Annotated in this window: 17 protein-coding genes; 13 read left to right on the top strand and 4 right to left on the bottom strand. The window is 43.4% G+C overall.

Annotated elements, in window-relative coordinates; all coding sequences use genetic code 11:
* The first annotated feature begins 17 nt into the window (after nucleotides 1–17).
* Nucleotides 18–1,352, top strand: a complete 1,335-nt coding sequence (locus tag QR722_RS17550) for a magnesium transporter (protein WP_286284263.1) — start codon at nucleotides 18–20, stop codon at nucleotides 1,350–1,352.
* 119 nt (nucleotides 1,353–1,471) lie between these two features.
* On the opposite strand, the gene gorA is transcribed toward QR722_RS17550, so the two are convergent.
* Complete coding sequence (gorA, locus tag QR722_RS17545; protein ID WP_286284262.1) at nucleotides 1,472–2,821, bottom strand: glutathione-disulfide reductase; 1,350 nt, start codon at nucleotides 2,819–2,821, stop codon at nucleotides 1,472–1,474.
* A 221-nt stretch (nucleotides 2,822–3,042) separates the two neighbouring features.
* On the opposite strand from gorA, the gene prlC reads away from it, so the two are divergent.
* The 5 genes from prlC (at nucleotide 3,043) to ubiB (ending at nucleotide 9,162) form a co-directional block, all read left to right on the top strand.
* On the top strand, nucleotides 3,043–5,091 hold the full coding sequence (gene prlC / locus QR722_RS17540) for an oligopeptidase A (protein WP_286284261.1): 2,049 nt from the start codon (nucleotides 3,043–3,045) through the stop codon (nucleotides 5,089–5,091).
* A 24-nt stretch (nucleotides 5,092–5,115) separates the two neighbouring features.
* Nucleotides 5,116–5,820, top strand: coding sequence for a DNA-3-methyladenine glycosylase I (locus tag QR722_RS17535; protein WP_286284260.1), 705 nt, complete (start codon nucleotides 5,116–5,118; stop codon nucleotides 5,818–5,820).
* Nucleotides 5,821–6,092: 272 nt separating this feature from the next.
* Nucleotides 6,093–6,887, top strand: coding sequence for a bifunctional demethylmenaquinone methyltransferase/2-methoxy-6-polyprenyl-1,4-benzoquinol methylase UbiE (gene ubiE, locus QR722_RS17530; protein WP_286284259.1), 795 nt, complete (start codon nucleotides 6,093–6,095; stop codon nucleotides 6,885–6,887).
* Nucleotides 6,887–7,510 (top strand): ubiquinone biosynthesis accessory factor UbiJ, encoded by a 624-nt coding sequence (locus QR722_RS17525; protein ID WP_286284258.1) that lies wholly within the window; start codon nucleotides 6,887–6,889, stop codon nucleotides 7,508–7,510. Before ubiE ends, QR722_RS17525 begins: the two co-directional genes overlap by 1 nt.
* Before the next feature lie 26 nt (nucleotides 7,511–7,536).
* On the top strand, nucleotides 7,537–9,162 hold the full coding sequence (ubiB, locus tag QR722_RS17520; RefSeq protein WP_286284257.1) for a ubiquinone biosynthesis regulatory protein kinase UbiB: 1,626 nt from the start codon (nucleotides 7,537–7,539) through the stop codon (nucleotides 9,160–9,162).
* A gap of 42 nt (nucleotides 9,163–9,204) precedes the next feature.
* Here ubiB and QR722_RS17515 read toward each other — a convergent pair whose 3' ends face one another.
* From QR722_RS17515 to QR722_RS17505, 3 genes are all read right to left on the bottom strand, one after another.
* A complete protein-coding gene (locus QR722_RS17515; RefSeq protein WP_286284256.1) occupies nucleotides 9,205–10,032 on the bottom strand; it encodes a pirin family protein in 828 nt (275 codons plus the stop codon).
* Nucleotides 10,033–10,046: 14 nt separating this feature from the next.
* Complete coding sequence (locus QR722_RS17510; protein ID WP_286284254.1) at nucleotides 10,047–11,006, bottom strand: glutathione S-transferase family protein; 960 nt, start codon at nucleotides 11,004–11,006, stop codon at nucleotides 10,047–10,049.
* Nucleotides 11,007–11,108: 102 nt separating this feature from the next.
* Nucleotides 11,109–12,026 carry a hypothetical protein gene (locus tag QR722_RS17505; protein WP_286284253.1) on the bottom strand — a complete coding sequence of 306 codons (918 nt, stop codon included), beginning with the start codon at nucleotides 12,024–12,026 and terminating at the stop codon, nucleotides 11,109–11,111.
* Between the two features lie 118 nt (nucleotides 12,027–12,144).
* Between QR722_RS17505 and tatA the strand changes: the two genes are divergently transcribed.
* Genes tatA through hemB form a run of 7 tightly spaced genes read left to right on the top strand, consistent with a single transcriptional unit; the run spans nucleotide 12,145 to nucleotide 17,710 of the window.
* Entirely contained in the window at nucleotides 12,145–12,387 is a 243-nt protein-coding gene (gene tatA, locus QR722_RS17500) for a twin-arginine translocase TatA/TatE family subunit (protein ID WP_286284252.1), read from the top strand.
* Nucleotides 12,388–12,407: 20 nt separating this feature from the next.
* Nucleotides 12,408–12,713, top strand: coding sequence for a Sec-independent protein translocase protein TatB (gene tatB, locus QR722_RS17495; RefSeq protein ID WP_286284251.1), 306 nt, complete (start codon nucleotides 12,408–12,410; stop codon nucleotides 12,711–12,713).
* Nucleotides 12,713–13,456, top strand: coding sequence for a twin-arginine translocase subunit TatC (gene tatC / locus QR722_RS17490; RefSeq protein ID WP_286284249.1), 744 nt, complete (start codon nucleotides 12,713–12,715; stop codon nucleotides 13,454–13,456). Before tatB ends, tatC begins: the two co-directional genes overlap by 1 nt.
* The gene (locus tag QR722_RS17485; protein WP_286284248.1) at nucleotides 13,453–14,004 is read left to right on the top strand and encodes a hypothetical protein; all 552 of its coding nucleotides are present in this window, start codon (nucleotides 13,453–13,455) and stop codon (nucleotides 14,002–14,004) included. The genes tatC and QR722_RS17485 overlap by 4 nt, the downstream gene beginning before the upstream one ends.
* Nucleotides 14,005–14,006: 2 nt before the next feature.
* Nucleotides 14,007–14,801, top strand: coding sequence for a TatD family hydrolase (locus tag QR722_RS17480; protein ID WP_286284246.1), 795 nt, complete (start codon nucleotides 14,007–14,009; stop codon nucleotides 14,799–14,801).
* Nucleotides 14,791–16,689 carry a sensor domain-containing diguanylate cyclase gene (locus tag QR722_RS17475; protein WP_286284245.1) on the top strand — a complete coding sequence of 633 codons (1,899 nt, stop codon included), beginning with the start codon at nucleotides 14,791–14,793 and terminating at the stop codon, nucleotides 16,687–16,689. Before QR722_RS17480 ends, QR722_RS17475 begins: the two co-directional genes overlap by 11 nt.
* Nucleotides 16,690–16,708: 19 nt before the next feature.
* The gene (gene hemB / locus QR722_RS17470; protein ID WP_286284244.1) at nucleotides 16,709–17,710 is read left to right on the top strand and encodes a porphobilinogen synthase; all 1,002 of its coding nucleotides are present in this window, start codon (nucleotides 16,709–16,711) and stop codon (nucleotides 17,708–17,710) included.
* The last annotated feature ends 12 nt before the right edge of the window (nucleotides 17,711–17,722 follow it).

Raw genomic sequence — 17,722 nt, 5'->3', positions numbered from 1 at the left:
CATAATTGGGAAAATCTATGTCAGTTAATAATATTGAATTGCGAGAAACGACTCAGAGTATCAATAGCGAATATTTGGCAAATTATCCTTACAAAAGTGTCAGGTACCTGGAATCTATTCCTGCAAAAGGTGCAGCGGAGATACTCAATTCTCAACCCGTTCCTGTAGTTGTTGCACTGTGGAAGTATTTTACCGCGGGGGTATCTGAAAGAATCCTCGCTGCGTGCACAGACCAGCTGGCGGTAGAGATTATTAAAGGGGTTGATAGTCATATCGCGATAGCCCTGTTAAGCAGGTTGGCAGAGAATGATTTCAACAGAATTATGCAAGTTTTCCGTCAATCTGATCATGAGTTAGCCAAAGAGTACACTGATTTATTGACCTATCCCGAAGACACTGCCGCTCGAATGATGACCACTCGTGTAAGCGCCTTCTACGCTGATACCGAAGTAGAAGATGTACTGAGGAAGCTCAAGCAGCAAAAAATCAAAGCCGAAGATATCATTTACGTTATCGACGAAAAGCAGAGCTTGTTGGGTGAGGTAACGCTATCCGAATTGGTCAGCAGCCAACCAGAAAAAACACTGATATCTATTTCCCGTCCCCTGCGCACTGCCTTTAGCGCATTGGACAGCAAAGATATGGTCATTGAGAAATTTGAAGGATACAGAAGCAGCGCCATTCCGGTGTTAGACCTGCAAAATCAGCTCATAGGCGCCATTCACTTTTTTGATATTTACCAGTCGACTAAAGAAGATTTAGCCACCGACATGCAAACCATGGTGGGTGTGAGTAAAGAAGAGCGAGCTTTATCCAGTAGTATCTTTGCGGTTAAAAAAAGGCTTCCATGGCTGCAAATTAATCTTCTCACTGCCTTTGCTGCGGCAGCAGTGGTAGGGGCTTTCGAAGGGCTAATTTCCGAAATTACCGCCCTTGCGATCTTATTACCTGTAGCCGCAGGACAATCCGGTAATGCAGGGGCGCAGGCACTGGCGGTTACCATGAGGGGATTAACCTTGCGAGAAATTACAACTCGGCATTGGGCAAAAGTGATGACTAAAGAATTACTTGCCGGAACCATGAACGGCTTAGCTATTGCGGTGACGTGCTCCATAGCCGTTTATTTCTGGAGTGGATCTTTTGGTTTGGCCTTGGTGATTTCTTTGGCGATGGTGTCTTCTCTAGCTATCGCCTGCACGGCTGGCGCTATAGTGCCGATAGCACTGAAGAAATTCGGCATGGATCCCGCTCAATCATCTTCGATTGTGTTGACCACCATAACCGATATTGCCGGCTTTATGTCATTTTTGGGGATCGCGACCTTACTATCGGACATGCTTCCTAGAGGGTAGTCGCGCAGGGCAACCATGTTCCCTGAGAACCTAATACCAATAAGTTATTAATCAAACAACCTACTAGCCTCTATCGGTGCAGTTGCACACGAATAGAACCTAGTAGGTTTGATAAGCCGTTAAGTAAGAGTAACGTACTCTTCTGCACTTGTTGGGTGTATTGCGACACAAGCATCGAAATCTGCTTTAGTAGCACCCATTTTCATTGCTACAGCAAACCCCTGCAAAATTTCGTCCATGGCAAAACCAATGCCGTGTAAACCGACTACTTTTTGTTCCTTACCCGCGCAAATCAACTTCATCTTTGTGGTTTGTCTATGCTGAGTGACTGCGGTATACATAGCCGCAAAACTGGAGTTGTACACGATGATATTGTCTTCTCCGTACTTCGCGATTGCTTCAGGCTCGGTTAGGCCAATGGTGCCTATTGGTGGGTGACTAAAGACAACAGTAGGGATTAGATCATAATCCATATGTGCATCTTGTTGGCCGTTAAACAAACGTTCTGACAATAGTCGCCCGGCTTTTACCGCAACTGGAGTGAGTTCAACCTTACCGATACAATCGCCTACCGCGTAAACATTCTCTACATTGGTATTTTGGTACTTGTCAACTTTGATATAACCTTTGTCATCTAGTTCGACACCAATTTTTTCCAAACCTATGTTATCATTGGCTGGTCGCCGCCCAATGGCCCATACCAAACAGTCAGTTTCAATTTGTTCGCCACCGGTCATCACCACACAAAGACTACCGTCTTCATTCTGTTTAACTTCTTGGATAACATGGTGGGTATGTAGCGTCGGTCCTTCTTGCTCAATGATTTCAGCGAGAGTTTCACTCAGCATAGGGTCGAAGTTACGCAGCGGCGCGTTATTTCTAACTAACAAGTGGGTCTCACTGCCTAGGCTATGCATCACCCCAGCAAGCTCCACAGCAATATAACCTGCGCCGGCTACAACGACTCTTTCAGGCTGCTCTTGTAATCCAAAAAAGCCATCTGAATCAATCCCCAATTCGGCGCCTGGCACATCGTCTTTGTTGGGACGGCCACCCGTTGATACCAAAATATGGTCAGCGCTGTAGTGCTTGTCTCCAACGGCAACGGTATTCTTATCGATGAAGGTTGCAAAGCCTTTGATCACAGTAATGTTGTTATTACCTAATACCCGATCATATGACGCGTGTATCCGTTCAATGTAGGCATCTCTACTGGCGATTAATTTTTTCCAATCGAACTTGTTTACCGTGACATCAAAACCATAATCTGGCGCGTACCTATGGATGGCTTCAGCTACCTGCGCGCCATACCACATGGCTTTTTTAGGGACGCAACCTACATTTACACAGGTACCGCCAATATCCTTCGCTTCAATAATTGCGACTTTCTTGCCATATTTGGCTGCTCGGTTAGCTGATGCGATTCCACCGCTACCTGCGCCAATACATATATAATCAAAATCTGCCATTTCTAATCCTGTTTTTTTACGCTTGCGATAACCCTAGCACAATTGTCGCTGTGAAAAGTATTCTAATCCTAAGAGCTTTTTTAAACAGAGCTACTAAAACGCAAGTTAATTTCAAGAGGAGGGCAAAAGGTGTAATTTTATTGTTTAACACCTTGCTTTTGTGCGGTTTTGCCCTTACCTAAGTATTCTAAACGTGAACATGGTCATCGGGACAGGAATTTATGAATCTAGATAATAACGCGGCTACAAAATCAGATATTGCAATATTGCCGCAATTTTCAAAAATTGATATTGAACAAGTAGCGAATAGAGTTAAACAAGCCATAGAGACCTGTAAGCATACAATCGATGAAGTATTGAAGCAGCCGGACCATAATTGGCAATCTGTGGTTGAGCCAATAGATGAGGTAGATGATGCATTAGGACGGCTTTGGTCTCCGGTTTCGCACATGAATTCAGTGGTCAGTAATGACAAACTGCGAGAAGTCCATGATGCTTGTCTGCCCCTGCTATCTGAATACGGTACTTGGGTAGGGCAACACAAAGGGCTATTCGACGCATACTGCCAAATTAAGCAATCGGCAGAATTTTCCAAGCTATCTATTGCTCAGCAAAAAGTCGTAGACAATGCTATACGTGACTTCACCCTCTCTGGCGTGGCGCTAGAAGAGCAGAAAAAACAGCGTTACGGTGAAATACAAAGTCGGTTATCGGAGCTGTCTTCGCAATTTAGCAATAATGTGATGGATGCAACTCTTGCTTGGAACAAACATGTTACTGACAAAACCTTGTTGTCGGGATTGCCGGAATCGGCTTTGGCTGCGGCCGAGCAACTGGCTAAAAGCAAAGAGTTAGAAGGCTGGCTATTTACTTTAGATATTCCTAGTTATTTACCTGTGATGACTTATGCAGATAATCGTGATTTGCGAGAAGAAATGTATGTGGCTTATAGCACGCGTGCTTCAGAGCAAGGGCCTGATGCGGGTAAGTTTGATAACTCAGAATTAATCGACGAAACCTTGAAGTTACGTCATGAAATCGCCAACCTATTGGATTTCCCAAACTACGCGCAGCGTTCTTTAGCCACTAAAATGGCTGAATCCACAGAACAAGTTACCGGTTTCTTAACCGATCTCGCGAGCCGCTCCAAACCTCAAGCACAGCAGGATTTAGAGGATATTCGAACCTTTGCACAACAGACTTTTTCGGTAACTGAGCTAAGTGCGTGGGATCTAGCCTACTACAGTGAAAAACTCAAAGAGCAGAAGTACGCCATTTCCGATGAGCAGTTACGACCTTACTTCCCCGAACAACAAGTAGTTGCTGGCTTGTTCCGTGTGGTGAAACAGCTTTATCGAGTGGACATCGTACCTAGAGATAACGTAGAGGTATGGCACAAAGATGTTAAGTATTTTGACATTCTCGATGAGCACGGCAAGTTACGTGGTAGTTTCTATTTCGACTTGTACGCCCGAGAGCACAAGCGCGGTGGAGCTTGGATGGACGAGTGTCAGGTAAGAAGAAAGCGTAGCGACGGTTCGATGCAATATCCCGTAGCGTACTTAACGTGTAACTTCAATGGCCCGGTGGGAGACAAACCAGCGTTGTTTACCCATGATGAAGTGATCACCTTGTTCCATGAATTTGGCCATGGTATTCATCATATGTTGACACAAATAGATGTGGCCGGGGTGTCTGGCATAAATGGTGTTCCTTGGGATGCAGTAGAGTTACCTAGTCAGTTCCTTGAAAACTGGTGCTGGCAACCAGAGGCACTAGCCTTTATCTCAGGTCACTATGAAACAGGGGAGCCATTACCCCAAGAGTTGCTAGACAAAATGCTAGCGGCTAGAAACTTCCAGTCTGCTATGCAAATGTTGCGGCAGCTTGAATTCAGTTTGTTTGACTTCAAACTGCATGAAGACTTTAACCCTGACACTAAGGTTCAAGCTGTATTGGATCAGATTCGAGAGCAAATCTCTGTGATCAAGCCGCCTAGCTTCAATCGTTTCCAAAATAGCTTTGGACATATTTTTGCCGGTGGATACGCGGCCGGCTATTACAGTTATAAGTGGGCAGAAGTGCTCAGTTCAGATGCCTTCAGTCGATTTGAAGAAGAAGGCATTTTTAATCCCGAAGTGGGGGCGGATTTTTTGCGTCACGTTCTAGAAATGGGTGGCAGCAAAGAACCGATGGAATTGTTTGTAGCTTTTAGAGGACGCGAACCCAGCGTTGACGCACTATTGCGCCATTCTGGTATAGCAGCTTAAATCCTAAGTAAAGGGGGAATTATCTTGGCACATCTTGAAACGTTTTCGCATTTATATCAGCGGGCCTGTGAGCGCAAAGGCGGCCCAAAAAGCGTCGAAATGTTGTTGAGTAAACCCCTTTCGCCACAACGTCTTCAACAAATTGGTGATGATCGTTTCTTGGCTGAATTTAGCAAAAAAGTCTTCCAATCTGGCTTTGTATGGAGAGTGGTGCGAGATAAGTGGCCGGGTTTTGAGCGAGTATTTTTTAACTTTGATATTGATAAAATCCTGTTGATGCCAGATGAAATGCTTGAAAGTAAGGCGCAAGACCCAAGCATTATTCGAAATTACAATAAGGTTAAAACCATTCGTGACAATGCACTGATGATAGATTCGGTCCGTCGGGAACAAGGTAGTTTCAGCAAGTTTGTGGCCGAGTGGCCAAGTCATGACATTATTGGCTTGTGGGCCTATTTGAAAAAACACGGTTCACGTTTAGGTGGGAATACTGGCGCTTATGGGCTAAGGGCGATAGGCAAGGATACCTTTATTCTCAGTCAAGATGTGGTGGCTTACTTTAGCCAGCGAGATGTTATCAGTGGTTCCCACAGCTCAAAGCGCAGCATGAGAGCCATTCAAGACGCCTTTAATGAACTTCATCAACAAAGTAATCGCTCATTCCAGGAGTTAAGTCAGATAATCTCTTTGAGCGTGGGAGATAACGCTGTGCAGGTGGAGCCCCAATAGTTTTTAGTGCAGGGCAATAAACCTGTCATTAATAGGGTTATAGAATAAATCTGCCAAGCTGACAAACACATTGTTGAGAACGTTGCCGGAGTGAATGAAAAGGTTTGATAGCTGATAGCGCTTAATTGATAAACCGGCTGCCGCAGGCAGAACTACGACTAAATGCAATTAGTGCGTTGGTAATCTATAGCTTTAACAAATATCTGAGTTTGGCTCTGTCGGTGCGCTTTAGAATTGGGTAAACTGCCCTTAGAAATTTGCAAGGAACGAAAATGAGCAAAAGGCAAGAACCAACTCAACAACAAAGCGAAGCGTCCTCATCAGAAGTCAATCAGACCCATTTTGGCTTTAAACAAGTAGCCACTGAGCAAAAAGCATCGATGGTGGCGGAAGTATTTCACTCGGTTGCTGCAAAGTATGATGTGATGAACGACCTTATGTCAATGGGTATACACCGTTTGTGGAAACGTTTTACTATCGATTGCAGTGGTGTACGAGCAGGCCATAAAGTATTAGATTTAGCTGGTGGCACAGGTGATTTAGCGGCTAAATTTTCTAAGATGGTCGGTCCAACAGGTAAAGTGGTTTTGGCCGATATTAACAATGCTATGTTGACTGTTGGTAGAGATAAACTTCGCAATCTTGGTTTGGTAGGAAATCTAGAATACGTGCAAGCTAACGCCGAAATGCTGCCATTCCCAGACAACACTTTCGATGTTATCACTATTGCTTTTGGTCTGCGCAATGTGACAGACAAAGACAAAGCCTTGGCCTCAATGTATCGCGTACTCAAACCCGGCGGTCGTTTGCTTGTGTTGGAATTTTCAAAACCGCAGAGTGAACTATTAACCAAAGCTTACGATTTGTATTCCTTCCACCTGTTACCCAAAATGGGCCAGTTGGTGGCCAATGATAGTGAGAGTTATAAATATTTAGCCGAATCTATTCGCATGCACCCTGATCAAGAAACCCTCAAGGGAATGATGGATGCAGTTGGATTTGAACAAACAAGCTTCCATAATTTAACTGGCGGGATCGTAGCCTTGCATCGCGGGTTCAAATTTTAATGCCTAGCGCGCAATTAGCCTCAGCAGCGATTGAACTGGTACTTAACCGTCTATTATCCTTAGATCCGTCTTCCTCCACGGATCTGCATAAAATCAATGGAAAACAACTGCAAGTCACAATTCGTGAGCTACCTTGGCCATTGATTTTTCATTTTTCAGATCGTATTGATGTGCTCATTGCCCAAACTGGCTTGACCAATGAGGTGGATTGTAGCCTTGTATTGTCCTTGGCAACCTTACAGAAATTATCGGACAGCAGCCAAATCACTCAACTTATTCAAAGCCAAGAGTTGCATCTGCAAGGTGATATCAATGTGGCCCAGGGATTCAGCCAGGTACTAACCAATTTAGACATAGATTGGGAAGAGCAGCTTTCGGTATATTGCGGTGATGTGCTGGCCCACAGTGTATTCTCAGCGGGTAAGTCAGTGATTGCGAAAACCAATCAAGCCGCCAAGCACTTATTCAAAACCTTGGCTGAGGGCGCAATAGAAGAGAAGAAATTGGCGCCTCATCCGATTCAGGTTGCCCATTATTGTAATCAGGTTGGTGTGCTGCGTGGCGATACCGACAGGCTAGAGGCTAAAATCAAATTGTTAGAACAAGAGTTCGCCCAAAAATGAATTTCAACAGATGGATGGTTAATTAAGTGCGAGCGCTACGCCTATATAAAATCAATAAAGTTTTGTTACAGCACGGGCTCGATGAACTGATCCCTGCTAAGTGGCTGCCTTGGTATGCCAAAGTAGGAAGACGTTGCCAATTTTGGTTGAGAAACCAACACCCGGACAAGTCGCAAGGCGCAAGAATTCGATTAGCGCTACAAACATTAGGACCAGTATTTATAAAATTCGGACAAATGTTGTCCACAAGGAGGGATTTGCTCTCTCCTGATATTGCTAACGAATTAGCTATGCTACAAGACAAAGTCCAGCCCTTTGATAGTGATATTTCAATCCAAATTATCAAAACATCCTTAGGCCTTCGCGATCTTGATGAACTATTTGATGACTTTCAGTCCCTCCCTTTAGCGTCCGCTTCGATTGCCCAAGTGCACAGTGCAGTTTTAAAAAGTAACCAGCAAGAGGTTATTGTTAAGGTAATACGTCCGGATATCGCCCGAACTATTCATGCCGATATTGAATTAATGCAAGCGCTAGCCGTTGTGGTACAAAAAGTATTGCCAGATGGCAAGCGCTTACGTCCCGTAGAGGTTGTTGAAGAGTACAAGAAAACCATAGTTGAGGAATTAGACTTACTTCGAGAAGCGGCTAATGGAATTCAATTAAAGCGCAATTTTGAAAACTCGGAATCTTTGTATATTCCTCATATTTACAGTGACTACTGTGCCAAAAATGTCATGGTTATGGAGCGTATATATGGTTTGCATATTTCCGACGTGGCTGGCTTGGCAGCGCAAAATACCAATATGAAATTGCTCGCCGAGCGTGGCGTGGAAGTGTTTTTCACTCAGGTGTTTCGAGATAGCTTTTTCCATGCCGACATGCATCCGGGCAACATTTTTGTATCTCAAGTTAATCCGCAAAATCCCAAATACATTGCCATTGACTTCGGCATTGTGGGTACCTTGAATCGAGAAGATAAACGCTATTTAGCCGAAAATTTCATTGCTTTTTTCAACCGTGACTATCGAAAAGTGGCTGAATTACATGTGGATTCGGGTTGGGTGCCCGTGGACACAGATATTGAAGCCTTCGAAGTGGCAATACGTACTGTCTGTGAACCTATTTTCCAAAAGCCGTTAGCAGAAATTTCGTTCAGCAATGTGCTATTGCAACTATTTAATACTGCCCGACGATTTAATATGGTGGTACAGCCGCAACTGGTATTGCTGCAAAAAACTTTATTATATATTGAAGGGCTAGGCCGACAGTTGTATCCCCAACTTGACCTGTGGCAAACCGCCAAACCTTTTTTGGAAAAATGGATGAAAGAACAAATTGGTTTCATGGCGATGGTAAGAAAAATAAATAATAATCTGCCGTTTTGGTCTGAAAAGCTGCCAGAGATTCCGGATCTTATCTACGACAGCTTGAAACAAGTGAAGCAATTACCCGCATTGCAACAAAAGCATTTTGAGCAGCAACAGCTTCAAATGAAACGCGCCTATAAGAATCAATTTTATACTCTTATTGGCTCAACATTATTTGTTTTAGCAGCAATACTTCCCCTATATAGCCTAAACATTTTGCCAAGCATATTGCTTGCCTCTGGTGGTGCTGTGTTGTGGTTGGCTGCATGGGCACGGCATTAGCAGCAGATATAGGGTGACACACTATCTTGGTGTCACCGCAAATTAAGCAAATTTTCCAGACTGATAATCTTTCATGGCCTGACGAATTTCCTCTTCTGTATTCATAACAAAAGGTCCATATTGGACTATGGCTTCGTTTATTGGCGCACCGGCTACCACTATGCAGCGGCTTTCGGCGTGACTGCTTATTGTGACGGTCTCTCCATCAGTTAATACGCCAAGCTGGCTCTTTTTCAAGGTATCAGCTTGGATATTGATTTCCCCCTCATAACAGTAAATGAAGCTGTTGTGGCCAGCAGGTATGGGGATATCCAGAGGTTCTTCTCCGTGCAATTTAATATCTAAAAATATTGGCTCAACGGCTTGGGTGGATACTGGCCCTGTGTGATTAGCAAAACTGCCGGCTAACACTTTAACTTCTGATCGACCCACATTAACGATAGGTACATCGGATGCGGGAATGTCCTGATAATTCGGCTCTGACATCTTTTCATTGGCGGGTAAGTTCACCCACAATTGAAATCCGCGCATTGCCACCTCTGAATGTTGTGGCATTTCTTCGTGAATAATCCCTTTTCCAGCATTCATCCATTGTATCCCGCCTTTTTCAATCAGGCCTTTGTTACCGACAGAATCTTGATGCTGCATTTTGCCATCCAGCATATAAGTGACTGTTTGGAAACCGCGGTGAGGATGGGGAGGAAAGCCCGCCAGATAATCGTTAGGGTTATCTGATCCAAATTCGTCCAACATGAGAAATGGATCGAGGTTACGCAGAGCGGGTTGACCTAACACACGCTTTAATTTAACCCCAGCACCGTCTTGCGCGGCGATGCCATTGACAACTTGCTTGATCATTCTACTTTGCATGAGTTTTCGTTCTCTCAAAAATTATGTCGATTATGCGCTTTGGTTAAATCCATGGCTGGTCCAGCTGGGATTACTTGGGACGGATTTATCATCTCGTGACTAAAATAATAATGGCGTTTTATGTGCACGAAATTAACCGTTTCGGCGATACCGGGCTGTTGGTAAAGTTCTCGTAAATAAGCAGATAAGTTAGGATAGTCCGAAATACGCTTAATGTTACATTTAAAATGGCCCACATAGACCGCATCAAAGCGGATTAATGTGGTAAACAAACGCCAATCTGCTTCAGTTATTTGTTTGCCAACTAAATATCTGTGCTTACTTAAGTGCAGCTCTAACCAATCTAGGGTTTCAAAAAGCGGAATAACGGCATCTTCGTAGGCCATTTGATTAGTGGCAAAACCGGCTTTGTAAACACCATTATTAACATTGTGGTAAACCCGATCATTCATGTCATCTATTTCAGTGCGCAGCTCAGCTGGGTATAAGTCAATAGAGTTGTTAGTTAACGAGTTGAATTCACTGTTGAAAATTCGCATAATTTCAGCAGACTCGTTATTCACGATACTATTGGTTTTGCTGTCCCATAATACCGGGACGGTAACGCGAGTCGTTACTTTAGGATCGGCTTTAGTATAAACTTGATGCATATAATCAAATGCGAATAGCTTGTCACCAGTAGCATCTGGAAAATCAGCAAATTCCCATCCATTCTCAAGCATGTCAGGTGCAACGATTGAGACGTCGATATGTTGTTCTAAGCCTTTAATTTTACGCATTATCAGCGTTCTATGCGCCCACGGACAGGCTAGTGACACATACAAGTGATAGCGGTTGGACTGGGGTTGATAGAGGCTCCCTTCTTGCTGGCTAATATTGTCTCTGAATTTAGATGCCTGACGCTCAAATTTGCCACCGCTTGCGCTGGTGTCATACCATTTATCTTGCCATTTCCCGTCAACTAATAAACCCATTCAATTATCTCCTGCTGATCAATCTGTAAGGCTTATACGTACTTGCAAGCAGATTGGATTCCGAGCTGGTGCACAATGACGCAAATCTTGGTGTCCCAAGGGTTAGCGCTCCCCGAAAAAGCCCTCAACTCTCAATGCCACACCGAATGAAGCCGAAAAGCTTTCTTCTCGACGCCATACAATAAAGGGTTCGAGATCAAAATATAACCATTGCCTAAAGGCATTTTTGCGCAATTTAACACTCAGTAAATATTTTTCCAGATGGTAGCTTGGCCGACTTAAACCCTCGATATAGTAGCCGAGGATCATCGCACTGCTGTCATCAATTTGATGCAACATTTGCCAACTGTGCTGCCATAGCCAATCGTCAGATTTTTCTCGAAAGTAAAAACGATTGTCAAAACGCAGCACAGTTTCTGGGCTGTAATCATAATTTAATGCAAGTCCCAAGTCGGTACCGAATTTATCTCTATTATAATAGTAAATCGAGGCATCGTAGCGCATCTCTAGGTTTTCATTGATATCTACTGCGTCCCGATAGCGAGACTTAGTAAAGTATTGGAATCGGCGGCCAAAACCAATCCTGTGTGAAAAACCACTGTCAGGCTTAGTCTTGTATCGCAGTGCCAATGAAAAGTTATCTTTGCGATCACGGCCATTTACTCGGCCCGCTCTTATTTTGTCTTCATCAGCATCGTCATAGTCAGACAGAATTAAATCGACTCGATTTTTCAAGTTAGGCAATTTTACGCGGATCCTGAGTTTTGCCTCAAACTCATCTAATTCTCGAGACCTAGGTTCCCAACCTAGTCTCACACGAATTTCGCCAAGGGCTTTTTGATCTTCCTGCTGGTTTTTAAGTGCAAAAAAGTTATCAAACCACTGGGCTGAGTCCATGACTGATTCTGAGATACTTTGATGCATGGTATCGAGCCATTCATCTTGCTTTTCTTGAGCTTTACAAGAAAGAGCAAATCCGACAACGGTGACAGTTAACGCAATAATTCCGATTTTTTGCAAACTAATAGCTCCAAATTAGGTCTATAAATCATGCTCTTTTTTTTTGATTGGATCAAATCCAGTGACGTTTGTGATTTGCTACGTATAATAGCCTTAATTATTTGTATGGAGTAAGAAAATGGGAAACATAGGTTGGGCACAATTACTGATAGTGCTAGTCATAGTGCTGCTGTTGTTTGGTACTAAAAAATTGCGTTCATTAGGCGGTGATTTAGGCTCGGCAATCAAGGGTTTTAAAAAGGCTGTTTCTGATAAAGATGCTGATTTTGAGGATGAATCCAACAAGAAAGTTGAAGATAAATCAACACAGGCGCCCATTCATCAAAAAGAAACTCCTAAACAGACACAAAAGCCGGAATAACTTGGTTGGTAAATTAAACTATGTTTGATATAGGTTTTCTTGAAATTATTGTTGTCGGTGTACTGGCCCTTTTAGTGCTAGGCCCAGACCGTCTGCCCGGCGCTATGCGCAGTGTGGCTAAGACCTTTCGCAGTGTGCGTAATATGGCGTCTGGCTTTAAGCAAGAAGTTGAAGAGCAGTTGCGGGTCCATGAGTTACATGAAAATCTCAAGAAAGCAGAGCAACAAGGGATGAAAAATTTATCTCCCGATTTGCAAAAGAGTGTCGATGAGCTTAAAAGTGCTGCTGAATCGGTGAAAGAACCTTATGACAAAGAAAAAATTTAATGTCTGAAACAAATAGTTTTGTCTCTCATTTACTAGAATTGCGCAGTCGAATTTTGAAGGCGTTATTAAGTATTCTGGTATTCTTTGTGCCCATGGCATTCTTTTCCCAAGATTTGTATCACCTGTTAGCTACTCCATTGCTAAATGCAATGCCAGATAATTCACAAATGATTGCAACCGACGTGGCTGCGCCATTTTTTGCGCCCTTTAAGCTGACCTTAGTGTTGTCTTTTTTCTTGGCTATTCCATTTGTGCTTTATCAAGTATGGGGGTTCATCGCGCCAGGATTGTATCGCAACGAAAAAAAGTTAATCGCTCCGTTGTTGTTGTCTAGTACCTTGCTGTTTTATCTTGGTATTGCCTTTGCCTATTTTGTGGTTTTTCCGGTGGTGTTTGCTTTTTTTGCCGGCATCGAAATTACTGGGGTGGCATTTACTACTGATATCAGCAGCTATTTAAACTTTGTGCTCAAATTGTTTTTTGCGTTTGGGATGGCATTTGAAATTCCCATCGCCATCATACTCATGTGCTGGGCCGGTATAACTGATGCCGCTACCCTGCGCAGTAAGCGGCCCTATGTGGTGGTAGGGGCGTTCGTGGTAGGCATGTTACTGACTCCCCCCGATATTATCTCGCAAACACTACTAGCGGTTCCAATGTTGATTTTATTTGAAGTCGGTATCCTTATTGGCAGTCTATATACCCGTAAATCTGAAGAAGAAGAACATCAGGAAGTTTCATGAAAAAAGTAAAAATTATTTTAGTTTCAATTTGTTTGATAGCTGGCGTTACGGCCGTAAATGCACAGGCTGAAAGTATTTCAGAGGCTATGAAAAATTGTGGTCAAGTACAAAATAGCCTCAAGCGTCTAGTGTGTTATGACAAGATTATAAATGACATGAACCGTTACGGTGGTTTAGATGATTTGATGAGTGTTCCTGCACCCTTACCCTCTCGCAGTAGCACTAAAATCCCAGAAAATGTTTCCGATGCTAAAGTTGCAGCGGTTGTTGCTCCTGTGGCAGAAAAAGATGACTTTGGTATGGAGCATCGACAGACAAATGAAAATAACCCTGACAAGATTTATGCAAAGGTTACTGGGCTTTCAAAAGGCGCCTATAAAAAATATGTTATCACGCTCGATAATGGACAGGTTTGGAATCAAACGGAAGGTGGTTCATTTTCGTTAGAAGAAGGCGAAGCGGTTTATATTGAACGCGGTGCACTTGGATCTTTTTACTTGAGTAAAGATGATATCAATCGCCGTCTTAGAGTAAAAAGAGTCAAATAATTTTGCCTCATTGGTTTGATATTGGCGTTAATATTCCAGACAGGCGTTTGCCTGTCGAGGAGACTATCAGCAGCGCCCTAGAATTAGATGTTACCGGATTAGTCAGTATCGGAACATCAATAGCTCAATCAGTAGAATGTGTAGCACTTGCCAAACAATTTCCCCACAGGATAGTCGCAACCGTTGGGGTACATCCGCATAATGCCAAAGATACCCAAGCCGGTTTTATTACTCAAATGAAGCATCTGGCTTTACAAGATCAGGTGGTGGCCATTGGTGAATGCGGTCTGGACTTTAACCGCAATTTCTCCCCAGCGGACACTCAGCAAATAGTATTCGAGCAGCAACTGCAGCTTGCATGCGAGCTGAATTTACCGGTGTATTTGCATGAACGGGATGCGTTTGAAACTCAAATAGCATTGCTTAAGCGCTATTCTGATGATTTATCGGGTGGTGTCGTGCATTGTTTTACCGGCAATCAACAGCAATTAGAACAGTATTTGGATTTAGGTTTCTATATTGGTGTAACCGGTTGGGTCTGTGATCCCAAACGGGGACAAGATTTACGTGAGGCGCTCCACTACTTGCCATTAGACAGGCTGTTGCTAGAGACCGATTCCCCTTACCTTAGACCAAAGAGTTTAAAGGGTAAATCTAGTAGTAATCATCCGGCAAATTTACCCCACATCGCCGAGTATATTGCTAATTTACTGCAACTGGATTTACAACTGCTGAAGCAAGCAAGTTGGTGCAATACTATGGCTGTTTTCGGACTGGAGGCACGCTTTGCTGATTAAAGGTCGATCGATTCGCTATCATCAAACGTGGTCCATCGCGGCGATTTGTATCGTGGCACTGCTGACTATATTAAGTGTTTCCAAGATAGGCACAGCGTCAACTTATTTGTATGAAATCAATAAGGGCACTCTGGTTTTAAAGGATTATGACGGTCAATATACTATAGAAACTATACAGAGCATTGATGACAGCCAATGGCAAATGGAAACAAGTGACGTTCTATCCTATGGCATGTCAACGCACCCATTTTGGTTCAAGTTCTCCATTCCTGTCTTTCCCAGTGAGAAATCGCGTTTATTAGAAGTCGACTACAGTATGCTGGATGAGGTGGATGTTTGGTTTTACCAAGGTGATCAACTCCTTTCAGAATATCATGAGGGTGACAGTTACGAGTTTGAACATCGTAATATCAAAACCGAACGATTACTTTTTGCCATCCCTACTTCGAAGCAGTCGCTGAATGTCATAATCCGCATGCAAACAGCTGGAACCGCTAAGCTACCTGTAAGGGTTTGGGGTGAAAGTGAATACTTACTCTATAATGGAGAGCACAATCTTATCTTAGGATTGTTTTTTGGCTTTATGGCAGCCATGACATTGAGTAACTTATTTTTCTATGTGACCACCGGCTCCCAGACATTCTTAACATACAGTTTATATGTTGTGTCTATGGCGGTCACACTGGCAACCCTGCACGGCCTTGGTTTTAAATATATCTGGCCAGATTGGGTTTGGTTGCAGAGCAAAAGTATCGGAATTTTTGCCACCAGCACAATCTTGTTCGTTACCATATTTAGTTTGCAACTATTGAATGTCAAAGCCAATAGTCAATTTATGTACAAGGTACTTAAGGCCCAAGCTTGGGTACTTGCATTGGCGTTAATTGGCAGTCTGGTAATTAGCTATTATCTATATATCAAGATCTTTTTGGTCCTGCTGTGTCTGTCTGTCACCATAGTATTTGCCACTGGCATCTTGTTGTGGATTAAAGGGGTTAAAATAGCCCGCTTCTATTTACTAGCTTGGTCTGCGCTGTTGGTCAGTGGGTTTTTATCTAGCTTCGAAAGCGCCAACATTATCAAAGTAGACACGGCGGCCCATTATATGTTGATGTTAGGGGCGGCAATTGAAACCTTCATGCTTGCATTCGCCCTAGCTATTGTTTATGGGCAGCAGCGTGACGATCTGTTTAAGAAACAAGAATTAGCTTTGATCCATGAGCGGGTCAAACGTGAGAATCAAGAAGCGACCATCAAACGCAAGGAGGAAGCACAAGAAGACCTAGAATATAAGGTTCAGGAACGCACACTGGAATTAGAAATCGCCTTGAGAGAATTATCGGAAACTAACAATGAGTTAGAGCAACAAACACTGACTGACAGTCTCACTGGCATCCGTAATCGCAAACATTTTGATAAAAAATATCAAGCCGAAGTAAGGCGATGTCGACGAGAGCAAACAGAGCTTTCCGTGGTTATGCTAGATATTGATCATTTTAAAAAGATCAACGACAGTTACGGTCACGTGGTGGGTGATGAAGTGATTAAACACGTTGCCAGTGCGTTAAAAGCAAACTTAAAACGGGTGACCGATGATGCTTGCCGTTATGGCGGTGAAGAATTTGCATTGATATTACCTAATACTGATTTAGACGGCGCCATGCAATTGGCGGAAAGGGTTCGGCAGCAAATTTTTGATATGGTGATACAAGCCGATGATCTCAACCTAAATGTCACTGTTAGCGCCGGTGTGGCGACTACAGTAGTGACAAGTAATGAAGATGAAATGGGCTTGCTCGAAGGCGCCGATAAAGCGCTATATCAAGCCAAACGAAATGGTCGCAACCGAGTTGAAGGCTTTCACCTGCATGCTCGCGACAGTATTTAGTAAATAAGGTTACATCTGTATGTTCAAGCCACAATATCCAGCTAATCGCATGAGACGTATGCGTCAACATGAATACACCCGAGCAATGATGGCTGAGAGTGCTCTTAGTAGCAAAGATCTGATTTATCCTATGTTTGTATTAGAAGGCAACAATCGCACTGAAACCATTGAGTCAATGCCCGGCATCGAGCGCATGTCGATTGATCTATTGGTGAAAGAGGCCCAAGAATTGGTCGCCCTGGGTATTCCCGCTATCGCTATTTTTCCTGTCACCGCGATGGAGCTAAAAACAAACTGTGCCAGCGAAGCATTCAACCCTCAAGGGTTAGCGCAAAAAGCCGTGAGAGCACTTAAACAGTCAGTACCAGAGCTAGCGGTTATCACTGATGTGGCATTAGACCCTTTTACCTCTCACGGCCAAGATGGTTTAATCAACGAGCAGGGCTATGTGTTAAATGATGAAACTTGTGAAGTGCTTGTCAAACAAGCTTTATCTCATGCTGAAGCCGGCGCAGATATTGTTGCGCCATCTGACATGATGGACGGCCGCATAGGTATTATCCGCAATGCCTTAGAACAAGCAGGACATATCAATACATGTATAATGGCTTACTCCGCTAAATATGCTTCAAGTTATTATGGTCCTTTTCGAGATGCGGTGGGTTCAGCTGCCAACATCAAAGGGGGAAACAAAAAAAGCTATCAAATGGACCCGGCCAATTCGGATGAAGCGCTACGAGAAATTGCGCTAGATATTGAGGAAGGGGCGGATATGGTGATGGTGAAACCGGGTATGCCCTATCTGGATATTGTACGACGGTGTAAGGATAATTTTAAGGTACCAACCTTTGCCTACCAAGTGAGTGGGGAATATGCCATGCACAAAGCGGCATTTGAAAATGGCTGGCTTGAAGAAGAGGCTGTTATTATGGAATCACTGTTGGCTTTCAAACGAGCTGGTGCTGATGGAATATTGACTTATTTCGCAAAACAGGCAGCGCAAATTTTAGCAAAAAAATAGTGCGGCAGCAGA

It is taken from the genome of Aliiglaciecola sp. LCG003 (assembly GCF_030316135.1).
GTDB lineage: Bacteria > Pseudomonadota > Gammaproteobacteria > Enterobacterales > Alteromonadaceae > Aliiglaciecola.
Note: the sequence above shows the minus strand (reverse complement) of the source record. Positions and strands in the feature narration are given on the sequence as shown.

Coding starts and splice junctions, on each gene's coding strand:
- QR722_RS17550 (WP_286284263.1), top strand. CDS start 18: ATGTCAGTTAATAATATTGAATTGCGAGAAACGACTCAGAGTATCAAT.
- gorA (WP_286284262.1), bottom strand. CDS start 2,821: ATGGCAGATTTTGATTATATATGTATTGGCGCAGGTAGCGGTGGAATC.
- prlC (WP_286284261.1), top strand. CDS start 3,043: ATGAATCTAGATAATAACGCGGCTACAAAATCAGATATTGCAATATTG.
- ubiE (WP_286284259.1), top strand. CDS start 6,093: ATGAGCAAAAGGCAAGAACCAACTCAACAACAAAGCGAAGCGTCCTCA.
- QR722_RS17525 (WP_286284258.1), top strand. CDS start 6,887: ATGCCTAGCGCGCAATTAGCCTCAGCAGCGATTGAACTGGTACTTAAC.
- QR722_RS17515 (WP_286284256.1), bottom strand. CDS start 10,032: ATGCAAAGTAGAATGATCAAGCAAGTTGTCAATGGCATCGCCGCGCAA.
- QR722_RS17510 (WP_286284254.1), bottom strand. CDS start 11,006: ATGGGTTTATTAGTTGACGGGAAATGGCAAGATAAATGGTATGACACC.
- tatA (WP_286284252.1), top strand. CDS start 12,145: ATGGGAAACATAGGTTGGGCACAATTACTGATAGTGCTAGTCATAGTG.
- tatB (WP_286284251.1), top strand. CDS start 12,408: ATGTTTGATATAGGTTTTCTTGAAATTATTGTTGTCGGTGTACTGGCC.
- tatC (WP_286284249.1), top strand. CDS start 12,713: ATGTCTGAAACAAATAGTTTTGTCTCTCATTTACTAGAATTGCGCAGT.
- QR722_RS17485 (WP_286284248.1), top strand. CDS start 13,453: ATGAAAAAAGTAAAAATTATTTTAGTTTCAATTTGTTTGATAGCTGGC.
- hemB (WP_286284244.1), top strand. CDS start 16,709: ATGTTCAAGCCACAATATCCAGCTAATCGCATGAGACGTATGCGTCAA.